Source organism: Cellvibrio sp. pealriver, assembly GCF_001183545.1.
Lineage (GTDB): Bacteria > Pseudomonadota > Gammaproteobacteria > Pseudomonadales > Cellvibrionaceae > Cellvibrio.
In genome coordinates this window covers 265,683-282,624 of sequence record NZ_KQ236688.1, presented here as the reverse complement: position 1 = coordinate 282,624, position 16,942 = coordinate 265,683, and the positions used below count along the sequence as shown (strand labels likewise).

The window sequence follows — 16,942 nt, the reverse complement described above, 5'->3', positions numbered from 1 at the left end:
GTTATCACTTATCACCACCCGTTATCACTTTTTGCATTTGGAGAGAGCAAGGACTTATGAACAACGCCCCACACCAACCGCCATCAGCGCGTACACGCGTCCGTCGCTTGGCCGAAAAAGCCCATTATGAAAGCGCAACCTTATACAGCATCGTGGATGAAGCTTACTGCTGCCATATCGCCTTTAATCAAGGTGAAAGCACTCACTGTATTCCCACTGCTTGCTGGCGCATTGATGATTATCTCTATATCCACGGCTCCAACGGTGGGCGTTTAACCAAAGCGATGCTGGCCAATAATCAGGTATCGGTTGCGATTACCCACATCGATGGCCTGGTGCTGGCGCGCTCGGCGTTTAACCACAGCATGCACTACCGCTCAGCGGTGATTTACGGTGTGTTTGAATTGGTGAAAGACAAGCAGGCAAAAATCGCCGCGTTGGATGCCTTCATGGACAAGATCGCCCTAGGCCGAAAACACGAGGCACGCCCGGGTAATGAGCAGGAGCTGGCGGCGACCAGTGTGATGCGGATTTCGCTTGCAGAAGCGGCATGTAAAATCAGTAACAAACCGCCGGAAGATAATGAGGAAGATACAAAATTGCTGGTCTGGGCAGGCGTTTTACCGCTGGTGACTGTTCGGGGTGAACCGGTTCCCGCCAATAACGGTGCAATTCCAGTGCCCGATTACGTGAACCATTGGGCGCGCTAGGCGCGCCCATGGGGTATTTATTCTCAACTCTTGGGCAGTGTACGACGCTTGTACAAATCCAACCCCAGCGCAACGACCACATACAACACCACAAACGGCACCAAACCATACACAACGGCCGTTTGCAGTTGCGCCAGATAATCCAGCGACAGCGCCATCGCAATCAATATCCACACATAAGCAACATAGAGCGCCAGGAACAAGAAGCCTTCAAACCGGTTCAGCACCGAGCCGATAAAGAACACCGGCACACAAAGCGCAGCCACCGCGAGCATGACCGGAATATCAATATTGGCCAGTTGCTCCCCTGCCAATAAAGGCATTGGCGATACCAGGCCTGAAATCCCCAGTACACACAGAATATTGAAGATATTACTGCCCACTACGTTACCGACGGCGATGTCGCGCTGACCGCGAATAGTTGCCACAACCGATGTCACCACTTCCGGCAAAGAGGTGCCTGCCGCAACAATCGTCAGGCCGATAACCGCCTCGTTCACACCCCATGCAGTGGCAAGCTCAACCGCGCTTTGCACCAACCAGCGCGCGCCCATCACCAGCAGTACCAAACCGCCAATGACCAATAAAACGTTCTGCCACACAGGTACGTTGGCGTTGAGCATTTCCTCGACTTCACCATCGGAAACATCCACGCCTTTTTGCTTACCCTGATAAAACAAAAACCAGGTATACGCCACCAAGCCCAGCGCAAGAATTCCCGCCTCCAGCTTATTGATGCTGCCGTCCTGGGTCATGATCACTGCCACAATCGTGATCCCCACCATAATCGGCACATCCTGGCGGATCAGCTGATGGGAAATAATGAGCGGGGAGATCATGGCGGCAATACCCAAAATCACCAGCACGTTAAAAATATTACTGCCCACAACGTTGGCGATGGCCAGTTCTGCCTGCCCCGCATAGGCGGCTTTAACGCTTACCGCCAATTCAGGCGCACTGGTACCAAACGCAACCACTGTCAGGCCGATAACCAATGCAGGAACACCAAAGTTAGAGGCCAAACGTGCAGCACCTTTGATCAACAAATCTGCACCAACCACTAACAACACCAAACCCACCACTAAAAGCAACCACGTCATAGTATTTCCCCCGTAAAATTTTTTGCCAAGCTTATAGAGATCACCTGAAAAATAGAACTGGAATTCGCGTTCAATCGCCATTTATCCAACCAAACCGAATTTTCGTGCAGAAATGTAAATGGAATGGCGCAGCTCCATTCGGGGGGCTAACGTTGCACTTATTCTTTTGCAGGAAATTACTCTGATAAACTCAAAATCACCCTAATAAAAAGGAAAACCGCAATGACAATAAACATCCATCGCCATTCTCTTTTGTCCCGCTTGCTGATAGGCCTGCTGTGTGTTGCCCCTGCCAGCTTTGCTGCCGATAAAACGTTTGTCTGGCCAAATGGTGCCAAGGCCGCCGTTAACCTTGCTTATGACGATGCTGTGCCATCGCAATTGGATAACGCCATTCCCGCGTTAAATAAATACGGTTTAAAGGGCAGCTTTTACTTAACACTGGCGGCGGACACCATTTCCAATCGCCTTGCAGATTGGCGCAAAGCGGCCGCAGACGGACATGAATTAGCCAACCATACGCTGTTCCACTACTGCTCCGCCTCAGGCCCTGACCGCAGCTGGGTTCAGCCAGATAATGATCTTGATAAAATCCCGGCCACCCAATTAGCCATGCAGATCCGTTTAGGCAACAGCATGTTGCACGCGATAGACGGCAAAACCGAACGCACCTTTACAACACCCTGTGGCGATCTCAAGGCTGCCGGAGTGGAGTATTTGCCATTGGTAAAAAATGAATTTGTCGCGATCAAAGCTGCGTTTGGCGGAGTGATCCCCGACATGAACACGCTTGATCCCCATATGGTGACCGTAGCGGTGCCGGTTGATGTGACTGGAAAACAATTGATTGATATGGTGAAAGAAGCGGGCACCAAAGGCACCATGATCAACTTTACCTTTCATGGCATAGGTGGTGACCATCTGGTGGTGTCCAATAAAGCACACGAGGAACTGTTGAAATATCTGGCGGACAATAAAAATATTTATTGGACAGATACCTTCCTGAACATCATGAAGTATGTAAAAGAACAGCAAGCGAAAAAATAATTGATGGGCTCAACAATAATAACGGGGCATCAAGTGCCCCGTTATTATTTTCCGCGAACGTTTTACACAATTCCCAAAAACAACCTGTCTTTACTTGAGTGCAACAACTCTTCTACCGCTGTGCGCTGGTTATTCCCCTGCAGCTTATCCAGTAACTCTGCAAATTCCTGCACGCGCCTGTCGCTGTAGGAATATTCATCCTGATCGGCCAATTTGTAATTTACAAACTGACTTATTTGTTTTTCTCTGCTGACTTCCTGCTCAACCCATAGATTATTCACGCGGTCATTGGTCATGGATAAAAAGCGGCTGGTGCTACCTTCTTCATGTTCAACGGTGTAAGTGTAATTTCCACCCAGATCATCCAAATACTCTTTGGGGAAAGATTCAAAATGGCTATTGGATAATTCATAACGGGTTTCTTGTTTGACCAGTAGATTATCGCCATTTTGTTCTGTGCGAGTCTCCTGCTCCAGTGTTAACACCATTGCTGCAGCTTGTGAATAAAAGCCCGGATTGTGTAGTACTGGCGAACGGAATGTGGCTTTAAAATCCGGCATTCCGGAATCAAACGCGGTCAATGCAGATTCTGCTATACCGGCATCAGCATCTTGCTCTTGTTGCGTGGGGGCAACAGCAATAAATTCAGAAAATAATGATTCAAACGCATCCATCATAAAACGCTTGGAAGTATTGGGCGTATCGCTGTCTTCTGCGGAGCGGCTAATTAAATCAAGATATTGCTGTAGCAGTTCATGCTCCAGCGTTTTTTCTGCGGCTAAGGTTTGTAGCTGGCTTTTGATATCCACTTCATAACCGCGTACATCTTCTGCAACCAAGTGTTGGGTTTGCGCTACCTCATCAACGGTGAACTCATAAGTATGCTCAACATAAGTATCGTTTTCAGGGTCGGGGCGCTGTAAGGTCAATTTGAAATAGTGAATATTCTCTGTGTCTATATCTTTGAGGCCGCGCAATTCGGTTGTATCGCTGCGGAAAAATTCATCGCCCATTTCACCCAATTTCGTAGCCAGTTTTTCCAGCGCATTTTGCTCTTGCTCCGACAATTCTCCATCGACGGTAAAAGAGAACTCCAACTGCGCGGTATCCTTGCCTGAAGTATTACGGCTGAATTGAATTTGGATACTGTCGCCTTCTTTGGTTTTTATGGTGAGAAATACCGATTCAGCACGAGTGCCCGATATTCTGGAGAAATCCGGCTCGAATTTCTCAACCGCGGTATTGTAGGGAACGTAAAATTTCCGCACCTCATTGCGATACTCCGTAGTCTCACGGCTTAGCGCGCCCACTTTGCTGAGCAGATTACTCGGCGTGAAAATAATTTTTTTATCGCTGAGCTGGTTGAATGATTGCATCAAGGCTTGCGATGTTGCAGTGGCGGCTGGCCCCGCGGTGGTTTTATCGCGCAGCAGATGGACAATCACAGGCTCGGTATAGGTTTGTGGAGGCTCAAATGCACGCCCCAAGGTGACGATTGATGAAGGCACGGATTGAGCAGATCCGGTAGGCGACAAATCCAGCGGAGCAGTTGCGTTGATCGTATTAGCCGAATTCACAGGGGCAGAACCCGCAGCAGACTCTCCGGTTACCCCGGTCACGGCAGTGGGAACAAGATACATGAGGCCAGAAGCGGGGGTGACATCCATAAGTAAAGCTCCATCAAATTCCCTTTTATTATCGGCATGCAGCAGGAAACCTTTAATTGCTTTAGTCTCCACCGGATGGCAGATTACTTGCTTGATAGTTGCAATTCCTGCCATTGAGCCCAAACAGGTGCGTTATCAGGAACAGATGACAGGTTGTTATGTCAAAACTGTCCAGCCTCTACGATATTGATTCATACAAGGATATTTCGCTGTGGATTCAACCGTAACACCACATCACACAACAGCATTGTTGATTGTAAATTCCAATAGCCGCAGCGGCGATACTGCCGATATCGCAGAAGGTTTGGCACTACTGGCCAATAATGGGATACGGGTTATCGAGAAAAAAACATCCAGTGCACAACAGACCGCCCAACACATTGAAGCGCATGCGCAGCAGATCCAATTGGTTATTCTGGGTGGCGGTGATGGCACTATCAGCAGCGCTGCAGCCAGTTTATATAAGCATCAACTCCCCTTTGCCATACTGCCACTGGGCACTGCTAATGATCTTGCCCGCTCGTTAAATATTCCCGCACATTTGTCGGGTGCGTTTCAGGTTATCGTCAATAACCACAGGGGCAGAATTAACCTGGGTGTGATTAACAACCGCTATTTTTTTAATGTTGCGCATATCGGCCTGGGCGTTAAAGTGACAAGCGAATTAACACCGCAAGTGAAAAAAACCTGGGGAGTATTCAGCTATCTGAAGGCAGCCTTTGCGGCGTTTAAAAAAAGCCGTCCATTTCGCGTCACCCTTAACGTGGATGGAAAAGCGCACTACTTACACTCGATCCAAATCGCAGTTGGCAATGGACGTTATTATGGGGGTGGTAATGTCGTGGATGAAAAATCAGAGATCGATGACGGCACTCTCTGCCTTTACAGCCTTCCTCCCTCTACTTTATGGAAGTTGCTGAGCTATGCGTTTTTTCTGCGCTACGGAAAACACCATTACATGCAAGAAACATTTACCGCTTCAGGGCAACACATTGAAATAACCACCCGCAAACCCAAAGATATTATTGCCGACGGAGAGCTCATCGCTAAAACACCTGCCGTATTTAGCGTCATTCCACAGGCATTGGAAGTGGTTAGGCCATTATAGGAGCAAACTATGTTTTATATTCTGTCAGACACAGAAGTTGCACTTAATGAATTGTTAGTCGCTTGTCGCGCAAGCATCGACCATTATGAAGCGGCCTGCGGGTTGATTGACGATGAAGATAAAATCACCTTGTTTCGCAGCATCACCAACCAACGCACCGACTTAAGTGAGCAATTGGCTGCCGCCATCCGCGAACTGGGCGATCTTCCTTCAGCACCCGACCCAGACAAAGAAACGAGTGAAATACTCATCGAGCATTTGGGTGCATCGCTTTCGGAAAATGACGAAGACTATATTATGTCGCAGCGCATAAAAGCGGAGGAACATCTGCAATCACTGGTAGATCATGCGAGGGAATTGGAAAGTGCATTGTCTGAGCCGCATCGCGCCTTGTTAATCGATTTATCAAAACATATTGATGAAACCATCAAGGCGCTTTTGCTTAATCAATAGCTTATCTCCTGGCTCTGCTGCGTGACATTATTCACTCAGCAGACGCAGTAACACACCATTCGTCCAGCCAAATCCATCTTGCAATTCGTATTCACCACCACCACCCAACAGGCTGGTATCGTAGACATTATATTTTTCAACTAACTTGCCGGTTTTTTGGTAGACAGTGCGATTCAAATTAACCCAGCGTTTTTTAATTTCATCGGCATTCGCATTGTGGTTGTAGTGGCGCAAGCCCTGAATTGCAATCCACTGCAATGGTGCCCAACCGTTGGGGGCATCCCACTGCTGGCCGGTATATGCCAGCGTGGTAGTAAGGCCGCCTGCTTGCAAAAAATCCTGCATCACTTTGTGTGCGACCTTGTCAGCGACAGATTGCTCCACCATTTTGAAATACAATGGAAATGTTGCAGCAAGTGAAAACACCGCAGTTTGCTGTTGTTGGGCAATATTGTAGTCGTGAAAAAATGCTGTTTTTTCATTCCAGAAATAATTCATCAGCGCTTTCTGGCGCAGCATTGCCAACCGTGAATACTTATCGGCTTCGGCGCGGTTCCCCAGAGTTGCATAAATGTGTGCGAGTGTTTTTTCCAGATTAAACAACAGTGCATTTAAATCCACTGGCAAAATGTCTGTGGTGTAAATGGTCTTCATATCATCGGGATTATGGAACCAGCGGCTACTGAAATCCCAACCGGATTCCGCCGCCGCACGCACATGGCGATACACATTGGCTTTATTCGCGCCCGCCTCAGCAGCCAACTCATAATCTTCTTTAAAAGATTCGGGACGCGGTGCGGCAATATCGTCCCAGTAGCGGTTAAGGATGCTGCCATCGGCCATGCGCACCACGCGCCTGTGGCTGGGCGAATCGGCAGTTAACTGCTGTGCACCGCTCATCCAAAATTCATATTCTTTAACGAGCGAAGGCAAGTACTGCTTATAAATGGTTTCGCCTTTATGTTGCGCCAACAATTCCACCATCAATGCAAAAAAAGGTGGCTGCGAACGGCCTTCGTAATAGGTGCGGTTGCCATTGGGAATAAACCCACGGGAATTAATTAAATAGGCAAAATTATTCACCATGCCTTCAATTAAATCCCAGCGGCCGGATGCCTGCAGACCAAGCATGGTGAAGTAACTGTCCCAGTAATACACTTCGCGAAACCGGCCACCGGGAACCACATAAGGGTTAGGCAGCGGAATTAAACTGCTGACGATTGTGTTATCGGGCGATACATCCGGCTTGCGCGTCAGCACATCCCACAACTGGTTAATATGTTGTTCAACCGTTTGCTTCGGATCTGTTTTGAAATCGGCCGCAATAGCGCGGGGCAAATCAAAATTGGCATGAACAAATGTTTCCAGATCAAAATCCGGCTTTAGCTTTTCAGCTTGATACAGCGCTGCAATCTGCGCCATCGATTGTTTTGGAATGCTATCGACAAACGTTTTGGAATCGGGGAACACATTGGATAGCTGAATCTCTTTAAACATAATGGCTTCGTTGTCATCGACTGAAGTTAAATGCATGGAAGATGTTGTCATTATCTCCCGGGTAGAATCTGGTACTGATTGCAGTGTGCTCTTGTCGCTGCAGGCAACAAGAAATAACATCAGTAACAACAACGGTATTGTTGTTTTCATCGCACGCCCCCTGTGAATCCCAGCATCTGTGAATACTAAACCAACATCTGTTAGCCCTAAAAAAGGAGCCGGCTTTAAGGCCCGGCTCCAAAGGCTATAACGCGGATTAGAAGTTGTAACCCAGGCTCAGCTTCACATTGCGCGGCAGAATGTAGCGGCCATTAGCCGATGCACCTGTTGCGCGGGGGTCACTTTCGGTTAATGCCAATTCATCGGTTGCATTGTCTACCGCCAATTGGATATTCACATTGTCGATATTCATCTGCACACCCAAATCCAACTTGGTGTAACTATCCAAGGTATTGGTATTAGCGTTATCACCGTAGCGATCACTGATCACACTGTAAGTGGCGTAGAGCGATGTCTCCACATTATTGCCCAAGGTGATGTTGTAGCTTGGGGTCAAGCGCATCATGTGGGTTGGCTGACGCAATACTTGATTGCCTGCCAAGGGGCCATTGTCGATCTCGGGCTCTTGCACTGTGGCATTTAAATCCAGCGTGAAATCGCCCACATACAATTTACCGTCTAACTCCACACCAATTGCTTTGGTTTCCAAGCGTGAACAGCTGGCACCACCGACATCACAGAAGGGCTGGCCTTTGGTTTTGTTGGAAAAACCGGTGGCGTAGAGCGAGTAGTTATCGCGCGATAATTTGTAGCCCAACTCCAACTGACTCACATCAATAATCAAATCAGAGCCGTTGTTGAAATCACCACGGAAATCGCGGTAAGCATCAAAGTCCGGGTATTTAAAACCGTCATTGATGCGCACAAATACGCCCATGTCGTCGCGGAAATTCCAGTTGGCGGCTGCGGTGTAGGCGGTGTTGCTTTCATCGGCATCGACAAAAAAGTCATCGCGGCCATCCAGTGCACCATCATCTACTGCATAGTGGGTTTTGCGATTGGCAAGGCGCACACCGGCATCGAGTGTAACGTCGCCAATGTAGGTTTCACCCGCGATATAAAATGCATTTTCGCGCGCATCACCCCGTGCATCCACATCGTATTTCCAACCACAACTGGCGACATCTGCCCCCTGACAAGCGTTGTTGATACTGGCAGCGCTCACCTGCTCGCCGTTATGCGCCAGCTGATACCATTTTTGATTGCCGATGGACCATTGCTCTTCGACATCCCACGCCGAGCTGTAATAGCCGAGGGTGAGTTTGAAGTCGTCCCAACGCTTACCCAAACTTAAATCGTTGTTAAATGCGTTGATGTCTTTTCTCACGACCCATGGGCCAAATTGTTGCACCAGTTGGTTAGCAGCAAGTGGCGCGCCGGTTACTGTCTCGCCCGCCACACCGCCATTTAAACTACCCAAGGTCACTGCTGCACCTTGAGGTACAAAGCCAACGGTATCTGCATCGCCCTTGGTCAAACTGAAACGGTCAATAAAGGTCCAATCGTTGGCGAGGTTCAACTCCAACGAGCCACCGGTCACGCTACCATCCCAACCGCGCCCTTCGCCCATATCGACAGATTCCCAATTGATCGCCGAACCGCCATTACCATCGGCACCGGACATGGGCACAAGCACATGGCGATTGCGTTGGCCGACCTGGGTGTAGCCTGCATCCAATCCGGTTTCAACACCGTTAACATCCAACGCCACCGGCAAATACCAGGTGCCGTGGTCGTCAGTGCTGCGATGGAACAGATTGGCTTTGCCGTTATCGAGGATTTTGGTCAGGTTAACGGTGAACTGATGACCTTCTTCAGCGTTAAAACCGGCATCGCGCACACCGGGCGATGAGCTGACATAACCGCCGATCATGTAATAAAAATCTTCTGCCAATTTGCCGCTCACCATGCCATCGATGCGCTGCAAATCGTAATCAGACGTGCTGTAACGCAGCGCACCTTCAGTCTCTTCGCCACCCTCTTTCAAGATAAAGTTGGTGGTCAAACCGACCTGCCCGTTGGAGTACACAGGGTTGGGACCGCCGCGCAAACCCTCCAAGCGCTCAATGGTTTCATCGACGCGAAACAGCGTGGAGTTCTCCATAAACGACAAGGTCGGTGCCGGGAAAATCGCCAGACCATTGATCGCTACGGTCACAAAATCCGCATCGCCACCACTGGGCAGGCCGCGTACAAAAATATTGGCACCGGACACACCGCCCGAACTCTCCACCCAGACACCGGGAATGGTTTTTAACAAATCGGCAGTACTGGCTGGCGACACTTGTTTGATCTCTGCATCGTCCACCGTGGAAATAGCAAAGCTGGCATCAAAGCGCTTTACGCTCGCACCGCCGGGGGTACCGGTAACGATCAGCTCCTCAACGGTTTCAGTGCCGCCAGCGTCTTGCGCCATCGCAGGCACCTGCACCAAACCCAGTGCCACCGCGCCCAGCGCAAGACTCAGGCAGGATTTACGGTGACGGTTAACATTGGCAATTGCGTGTGTAAGTAGATTGATTTTCATGGGCTCTCCCCTGTCGTGGGCTAGTTATTGTTGAATTACCATCGCTCTGTATCGATTAATTAACTCCTTCTCTGCAGGAAATTCTCCCTCCAAGCTATTCCTCTCCAAGCTCTTCAAGCACCCTGCCCAATCAATACTAGATCGCCAAAAAATAAATTGCAATCGTTTGCAATTTATTTTGCAAACGATTGCGAAATCAATGCAAACGATTGCCAATTTAAAATGACAGGATTAGACTCGCTCATCACCAATGCCTGCATAAGCAAAACCAAGGTGCAGTAAAAACACAATAACGAGAGCAGTGTTATGGCAATCACCAACCGGCACCTGATGATTCTGGTGCTCATGTGCAACTACTTCCTGTTCGGCCTGCTGCTGAACAGCGTCGGCATCGTCATCCTGCAGTCCATCAACAGCTTTGGTGTAAACAAAGAAAATGCCGCCCTGTTGGAAGGGTTCAAGGATTTACCCATCGCCATAGTGTCGTTTTTTGTCGCCTCGCTACTGCCCCGCCTCGGTTATCGCAACGCCATGCTGCTTGCGGTATCGCTGGTCTTTTTGGCCTGCCTCGCTATGCCATTGATTGCCAGCTTTTGGGCGACCAAACTATTTTTTCTGTGTGTAGGAGCCGCTTTTGCACTGATTAAGGTATCGGTTTACGCCAGTGTGGGGCTGCTCACTAACAGCAAGCAGCATCACGCCAGCCTGCTCAACAGTATCGAAGGGGTTTTCATGTGCGGGGTGTTATCGGGTTATTGGATTTTCAGTGCCTTTATCGATGACCAAAACCCGGCCAGCAACGCCTGGCTCAACGTGTACTGGCTGCTGGCCGGACTATGTGCTTTTAACCTGATGCTCATGTCCAGAGTGAAGGCTGAAGATCGCGCCGCAAGTGAGCCCGCGACCAGCTCCATCACAGAATTCACTACTGACAGGCTGAGCCCGGCTGCACCAGCCACAAGCCCACTGGACGATTTCGTGGCCATGCTCAAGCTGGTATTGCGCCCGCTGGTCTACAGCTTTATGGGCGCGATGTTTTTGTACGTGCTTATCGAACAAGGCATAGGCACCTGGCTACCCACCTTCAACAATCAGGTACTCAAGTTACCTGCCAGCATCGCCGTACAAATTACCAGTTTGTTTGCGCTAAGCCTCGCGCTGGGGCGTTTGGGCGCGGGTTGGTTGCTGCGGTTTATTCCCTGGCACCTGTTTTTGGCTGGCTGTATTTTGGCGATGGCCAGTCTGATATTGCTCACCCTTCCGCTCGCCCACAATATAGAAACCAACGCCGACAGCCATTGGTTTAACCTGCCTTTGGCCGCCTACCTATTTCCGCTGATTGGTCTGTTTATGGCCCCTATCTACCCGCTGCTCAACTCGCTGGTACTGAGTGCCTTACCCCAACATCAGCAGTCGTCTATGGCCGGTTTGATTATTATTTTCTCTGCGCTGGGTGGCACCACTGGCTCAATTATCACCGGCACAGTTTTTAACCAGCTCAATGGTCACACCGCGTTCTATTTGGCGCTGGTGCCAATGACCTGTATTTTTCTACTGATTTTCCATCTGAAACGCATCAGCAATTAGGGTGGGCTGGCTCCAGGTTGTAAAAAGACTCTTGGCTGTATAAAGATTCTTGGTTGTGCAAAACAAATGACTTACATACCATGCACCCAATAGAATCAGGGTGTTGTTATCTCATGAGCAAAATGCCATTGCCGCCAGTCTCCATTGCCGACATCGCACGCCGCGCCGGTGTAGCGGAATCGACCGTCTCGCGCGCGCTGAATAACAACCCGATTATCAACGAGCAAACGCGCGAAAAAATTCAAGCGCTCGCCCGTGAAATGAATTACAAACTCAACACCGGCGCGCGCAATTTACGCCTGCAACGCAGCCATGCCATTTCAGTCGTGATTAACGCCCAAACCCACGACGGACAAAAATTTTCTGACCCTTTTATGATGGATATGATCGGTGCCATTGCCGATGAATTACATCAACACAACTACAGCTTATTATTCTCTAGCCCAGCCATTACCAGCGACGACTGGCACGCTCATTTGCTCGGGTCCAAACGCTCTGATGGCATTATTGTGATAGGGACCGGACGTGACGACGCGCCGCTGAAAAAATTGCATGCAATGGGTGATGCCCTGGCCGTGTGGGGTGCAGCAAAACCGGATACACAATATTGCGTAGTAGGCAGCGATAATTATCAGGGCGGCCAAATTGCTGCACAGCATTTATTGCAGCGCGGCTGTAAGCGCTTGGTTTTTTTGGGCGATATTGCCCACCCGGAAATTAACCAGCGTTTTCAAGGTTATTTTGATGTGCTTAAAACGGCGGGGCTGGCAACACAAGAACGCCATGTACAAGCAGCGTTTTCTATTGAATCCGGATTTAATCACGTCACTGAATTACTGCAAGGTGATTTGGATTTTGATGGCATTTTTGCCGCAAGCGATAACATCGCCATGGGTGCCATTAATGCATTACAACAACGGGGTTATCGCGTACCGCAGGATGTCTCGGTGGTGGGGTTCGACGATATTCCCATCGCCCCGTTTTTCAACCCACCGCTGACAACGATTCGCCAAAACATTCACGCGGGTGGAAAATTATTGGTAGAAAAAATTCTAAAGCAAATTAACGGCGATGAAGCAGTCACGTCACAAATGCTTGCCACCGAATTGGTTATTCGCAGCTCTTAAGTATTAACCAGAGCGCTTGATGTGCGCGTGTTAGCCCTTGAATCCCTTACCTACAACATACACTTCGCGCGAGCGAGGGCGTGAAGCATCCGGTTTGCGGATAAGCACTTTTTCAAACGAGGTTTTTACCTCTTTAATATAATCGTCGCTGCCTTCACCCTGAAATACTTTCGCAACAAAATCACCTTTGGGTTTGAGTACACGGCGCGCCATATCCAGTGCTAGCTCAACCAAATAAATAGACGATGCCTGATCAACCGCATCCACACCGCTGATATTAGGTGCCATATCGGAAATCACCACATCAACGCGGCGCTCACCAATTTTTTCCATAATCTGGTTAAACACGGATTCTTCCGTGAAATCGCCTTGAATAAAATCCACATGCTCCAGCGAATCCATCGGCAAAATATCCGAGGCAATTACCCTGCCCTTCACACCCACCAACCGCCCGGCAATTTGCGACCAGCTGCCCGGTGCAGAACCTAAATCCATCACCAACATACCGGGGCGGATTAACTTGTCCTTATCATTCAATTCAATCAGCTTATAGGCCGCGCGCGCGCGATAACCATCAATCTGCGCTTTTTTAACATAAGGATCGTTGACGTGTTCATCCAACCAACGGTTGCTGCTTTTGGATCTAGCCATATTAAAACCAAGGTATCATTTTGTGGGGCGTTTAAAAAATTTTGTGGCATACCGCGCATGCAGATATCCACACAATCGCTAGGGCAACTTATCCTCAACAGCAGGCTCCGTTGCAGGCACTTTGTCCATCGCACTTAAAAATGCTTGCTCATTGCCATTGGCAGCGCGCTTTTTTAAATATTCTTCGGTGAGATAGGCTGCCATTTTTTCTGCAATCGCCGAAGCCGCAAACTGATTAATCGATATGCCATCTTTTTTGGCGAGCTGTTTAATTTGCTCGTGAACAGAATCAGGCAAGCGTAAACTTAGCGTACTCATATCAACCTCTGCTCGCGTAAAAATTCTTGAGGGGTAACTACTTTAATACCAAACTGTTTTTCAACATCGGCAAAATCACGCACATTAAACGTCACCAGATATTGGCTCTGCGACGCTACTGCAGCTTCCAATACCAAGTCATCTTTTGGGTCCTTGAGAAACGGGCGCCATAGAAAGAAAACTTCGTGGATACTGGCGCGACTCAAAACATAGTTCAATACAGCGTCAATCTCATCCGTCGATAGATGTGGTAACAAGTCAGGCCGTTTTAATACCGACTCATACTCCACAAACAGGGGTACAGATAAACAGGGGTTATAGCCACCGGATGGCAGTGCCATTAGCAACCTGAAGGATGCGCCCAATCGAGATTTAAGGGCAGCAACGACTACATTGGTATCTATAACAATTGATGGAATCATTTTTGGTATTATAGGCAATACCAAAACATATGCAACCCGATTTCCGGTCAATAAAAAGGGAGCCGAAGCTCCCTTGAAGTAACGCAGAGGCGTTAATTAAAACAAGCGGCCCAGATTAATCAGTTGGGTTTCACCGCTGTGATCATTCACGCCGTCATTATCAGTAACGATATACACATCACCTTTCAGTGTTACGGCTGTGCCTTCCACTTTTTCCAACAGGGTGCCCGTGGTTGAACCCAGCACGGGCTTGATGTCTTTGATCAGGGTTTTGGTAATCACATCACCATCGTTTACCGCTTGCAGATTGATTTTGTACAAACGCTTGATGGATGCATCCGGGCCACCGCGGTTATCGCGTTCCAGAATCATAAATTCACCATTACCAAGTGAAGTAATTTCCGACAAACCTACCCAACCACCCGCGTATTGCGAGCTGTACGCATCCAATGGGTAATACACAAATTTCCAGGTTTTACTCGCCAGATCGTAAATACCAATACGAACATTAGTTTCACCTGCCCACGCGCGCTGGAACGCGAGATACAAACTGTTGTTGTATTCCGCAATACCTTCAAAACCGTTATTGATTTGCAGTGCGTTAACAGCTGCAGGTAAATGAATCACGGATTCAATCACGCCGTTGTTATCGGTTTTAAAAATTAAATTCATCGAGACCGCGCTTGCAGCAGCACCTGAACCTTCAGATGCAATCCAGAAACCGCCATCAGCCGCTTTTGCCAAACCTTCCGGATCGATATTCACGGATTTGTCGGCATTGATCATCGCTGCTAATTCAGCATTGGTCACGCTCGCCAAATGTGCGTTCACACCGGAATTGGCAAACACATTGTTGGTGTCCATGATTTTGGTTTCGCCCACAATCAGTGCGGGATTGCTGCTTACATCCAACGTGAAAATTCTGTTTTGGCCAAAGAAGCTGTCTTCAATTGAATAAAGAATATCGGGGTTATTGGTATCGCTGGCGAGTGCAGACAGTGCGCTCCAGGGAATCGGGTTGCCATCAGGGCGATTAACCGATTGAACGGTAGGATATTGCTGCGTTTTCACGTTGTAGTTGTAAATATTCAATCCAGCGCGAATTGCAACGCTGCGAATATCACTCTCCGATGCAACCACATACAAATTGCGCGATGGAATGGCTAAGCCACCTTCAGGGGCTGCGCTCGCTGGCAACACTTGTTTGAACATCGGTTTGGTCGGGTCGGCAACATCGTAAACAAAAATCACGCTGGAGCGCTCGGAATTCACAAACAAATAACGGTCACCACCGAACACGCCCATTTCAATATTTTCCGGCTCATTGCCTTTGGCATCGGAGCGGCGATCCTGATAATGACCAAAGCGAATTGCCATATCATCCAGCGTTGAACCGGAATCCCACACGACTTGGCCTTGCTTATTAAACACGGTAAAACCACGGCTACCACCGTTTAAATCACCTTCGTTAGCAGTGGCAAAATAATCGTTGTTAATCCAGGTTACGCCATCGGGCTCGCGCAGTTGTGCATTTTTTATTTCGACAGGTTTAATCACCGCAGGGCGATTATCGGTAAGGTCTACATTCACCAGATCCACAGTGCCTGCAGTAAAGTGATTGGTAACAGTGGCCGCGGCCAAATCAACCAGCGCAATATGGTTATTTTCTTGCAGCGTTACCACAGCAATATTATCGGTGTTGATATCAACAAATTCCGGCTCTGGATCTGCTGCATACAATGTCGCAATGCCGGTCAAATTAACATCGCGTGCTGTCCAGTTAGCAGGTGTAGCCGCCATCAAATCAACCACCACCAGTTTTCCTGCTGGCAATTGTGGCGGAAGGCCATCATTCAAATCTTCATCGCGTTGGTTTTCAATCACAATGGCCGCGTATTTTCCATCAGGACTGATCGCCACTGAATCCGGCTGCCCGCCAATGCTGCGTCTGTGCACAATCGTTTGGGTTGCAATATCGACAACAACAAAATCGCCAGAGGCATTAATAAAATCAGCAGAAGTATCCACTGCAATTAATGCATAGCCGCCTTTAACAGCAATCGACGTGGGCTCACCACCCATCGCCAACACACCCTTGGCCTTCGGCGCTGCAGGGTTGGAAATATCGGTAAAACCGATCTGCTCTTTCAGTGCATCGGTGTAAATCAATGTCATGCCATCGGTGCTGGCCGCAACAATTTCTGCAGCGGTTTCATCATTGGTGTTACAGGTTGCATTAATTTGCATACACACAGGAAAAGTAGCTGCGCGATTAAAATTCATTTGCGTATTAACGGTCGTCTTATCGCACTGATACGTAGTTTGCGCTACTTCACTCGCCTGCAAACTATTGTCATTGTTTGCATCGACACCACTTTCAATTTTCACGCCGCCTTTAAAACACTGGCTGTTACCTGCCAAAAGCAAGGTTTGGTTAATCAGGCTTTTTGCACCGTTGCTACCATTAGCACCATTGCTGCCATTTGTACCATTGGTTCCGTTGGTGCCGTTTTTGCCATCATCGCCACCACAGCCAACCATCAAGGCTGGCAAGCTGGCAATAACGGCCAGCGAGATTATTTTTGTTGCAAATTGCATGGACTGATCCTTTAAAGTTGAATAAGAAGACAATCAGCCCGCAAGAATGGTTATTACATGTGAATCATTG

The 16,942-nt window shown here is 48.6% G+C and carries 14 protein-coding genes; 6 read left to right on the top strand and 8 right to left on the bottom strand.

Annotated elements, in window-relative coordinates; genetic code table 11:
• Positions 1-56: 56 nt before the first annotated feature.
• A complete protein-coding gene (locus VC28_RS01205) occupies positions 57-710 on the top strand; it encodes a pyridoxamine 5'-phosphate oxidase family protein (RefSeq protein WP_049629063.1) in 654 nt (217 codons plus the stop codon).
• Between the two features lie 23 nt (positions 711-733).
• Here the strand turns inward: VC28_RS01205 and VC28_RS01200 are convergent, their stop codons facing one another.
• Entirely contained in the window at positions 734-1,810 is a 1,077-nt protein-coding gene (locus tag VC28_RS01200; protein ID WP_049632069.1) for a calcium/sodium antiporter, read from the bottom strand.
• A gap of 222 nt (positions 1,811-2,032) precedes the next feature.
• Between VC28_RS01200 and VC28_RS01195 the strand changes: the two genes are divergently transcribed.
• Positions 2,033-2,857 carry a polysaccharide deacetylase family protein gene (locus VC28_RS01195; RefSeq protein WP_049629062.1) on the top strand — a complete coding sequence of 275 codons (825 nt, stop codon included), beginning with the start codon at positions 2,033-2,035 and terminating at the stop codon, positions 2,855-2,857.
• Between the two features lie 62 nt (positions 2,858-2,919).
• On the opposite strand, the gene VC28_RS01190 is transcribed toward VC28_RS01195, so the two are convergent.
• Positions 2,920-4,524 carry a hypothetical protein gene (locus VC28_RS01190; protein WP_156184258.1) on the bottom strand — a complete coding sequence of 535 codons (1,605 nt, stop codon included), beginning with the start codon at positions 4,522-4,524 and terminating at the stop codon, positions 2,920-2,922.
• A gap of 211 nt (positions 4,525-4,735) precedes the next feature.
• On the opposite strand from VC28_RS01190, the gene VC28_RS01185 reads away from it, so the two are divergent.
• Complete coding sequence (locus VC28_RS01185) at positions 4,736-5,632, top strand: lipid kinase (protein WP_049629060.1); 897 nt, start codon at positions 4,736-4,738, stop codon at positions 5,630-5,632.
• Between the two features lie 9 nt (positions 5,633-5,641).
• Positions 5,642-6,085, top strand: coding sequence for a ferritin family protein (locus VC28_RS01180; protein WP_049629059.1), 444 nt, complete (start codon positions 5,642-5,644; stop codon positions 6,083-6,085).
• A 27-nt stretch (positions 6,086-6,112) separates the two neighbouring features.
• On the opposite strand, the gene treF is transcribed toward VC28_RS01180, so the two are convergent.
• The gene (treF, locus tag VC28_RS01175; protein WP_049629058.1) at positions 6,113-7,732 is read right to left on the bottom strand and encodes an alpha,alpha-trehalase TreF; all 1,620 of its coding nucleotides are present in this window, start codon (positions 7,730-7,732) and stop codon (positions 6,113-6,115) included.
• Positions 7,733-7,838: 106 nt separating this feature from the next.
• Entirely contained in the window at positions 7,839-10,169 is a 2,331-nt protein-coding gene (locus VC28_RS01170) for a TonB-dependent receptor (RefSeq protein ID WP_049629057.1), read from the bottom strand.
• A gap of 306 nt (positions 10,170-10,475) precedes the next feature.
• Here VC28_RS01170 and VC28_RS01165 point away from each other — a divergent pair, with 306 nt between their 5' ends.
• Positions 10,476-11,756, top strand: a complete 1,281-nt coding sequence (locus VC28_RS01165; RefSeq protein ID WP_049629056.1) for an MFS transporter — start codon at positions 10,476-10,478, stop codon at positions 11,754-11,756.
• 113 nt (positions 11,757-11,869) lie between these two features.
• Positions 11,870-12,883 (top strand): LacI family DNA-binding transcriptional regulator, encoded by a 1,014-nt coding sequence (locus tag VC28_RS01160; RefSeq protein WP_049629055.1) that lies wholly within the window; start codon positions 11,870-11,872, stop codon positions 12,881-12,883.
• Between the two features lie 30 nt (positions 12,884-12,913).
• Here the strand turns inward: VC28_RS01160 and rlmE are convergent, their stop codons facing one another.
• From rlmE to VC28_RS01140, 4 genes are all read right to left on the bottom strand, one after another.
• Entirely contained in the window at positions 12,914-13,534 is a 621-nt protein-coding gene (rlmE, locus tag VC28_RS01155; RefSeq protein ID WP_049629054.1) for a 23S rRNA (uridine(2552)-2'-O)-methyltransferase RlmE, read from the bottom strand.
• Positions 13,535-13,612: 78 nt separating this feature from the next.
• Complete coding sequence (locus tag VC28_RS01150; protein WP_049629053.1) at positions 13,613-13,852, bottom strand: toxin-antitoxin system HicB family antitoxin; 240 nt, start codon at positions 13,850-13,852, stop codon at positions 13,613-13,615.
• Positions 13,849-14,274 (bottom strand): putative toxin-antitoxin system toxin component, PIN family, encoded by a 426-nt coding sequence (locus VC28_RS01145; RefSeq protein ID WP_082191354.1) that lies wholly within the window; start codon positions 14,272-14,274, stop codon positions 13,849-13,851. The genes VC28_RS01150 and VC28_RS01145 overlap by 4 nt, the downstream gene beginning before the upstream one ends.
• A 96-nt stretch (positions 14,275-14,370) precedes the next feature.
• Positions 14,371-16,872, bottom strand: a complete 2,502-nt coding sequence (locus VC28_RS01140; protein WP_049629051.1) for an esterase-like activity of phytase family protein — start codon at positions 16,870-16,872, stop codon at positions 14,371-14,373.
• Between the last annotated feature and the right edge of the window lie 70 nt (positions 16,873-16,942).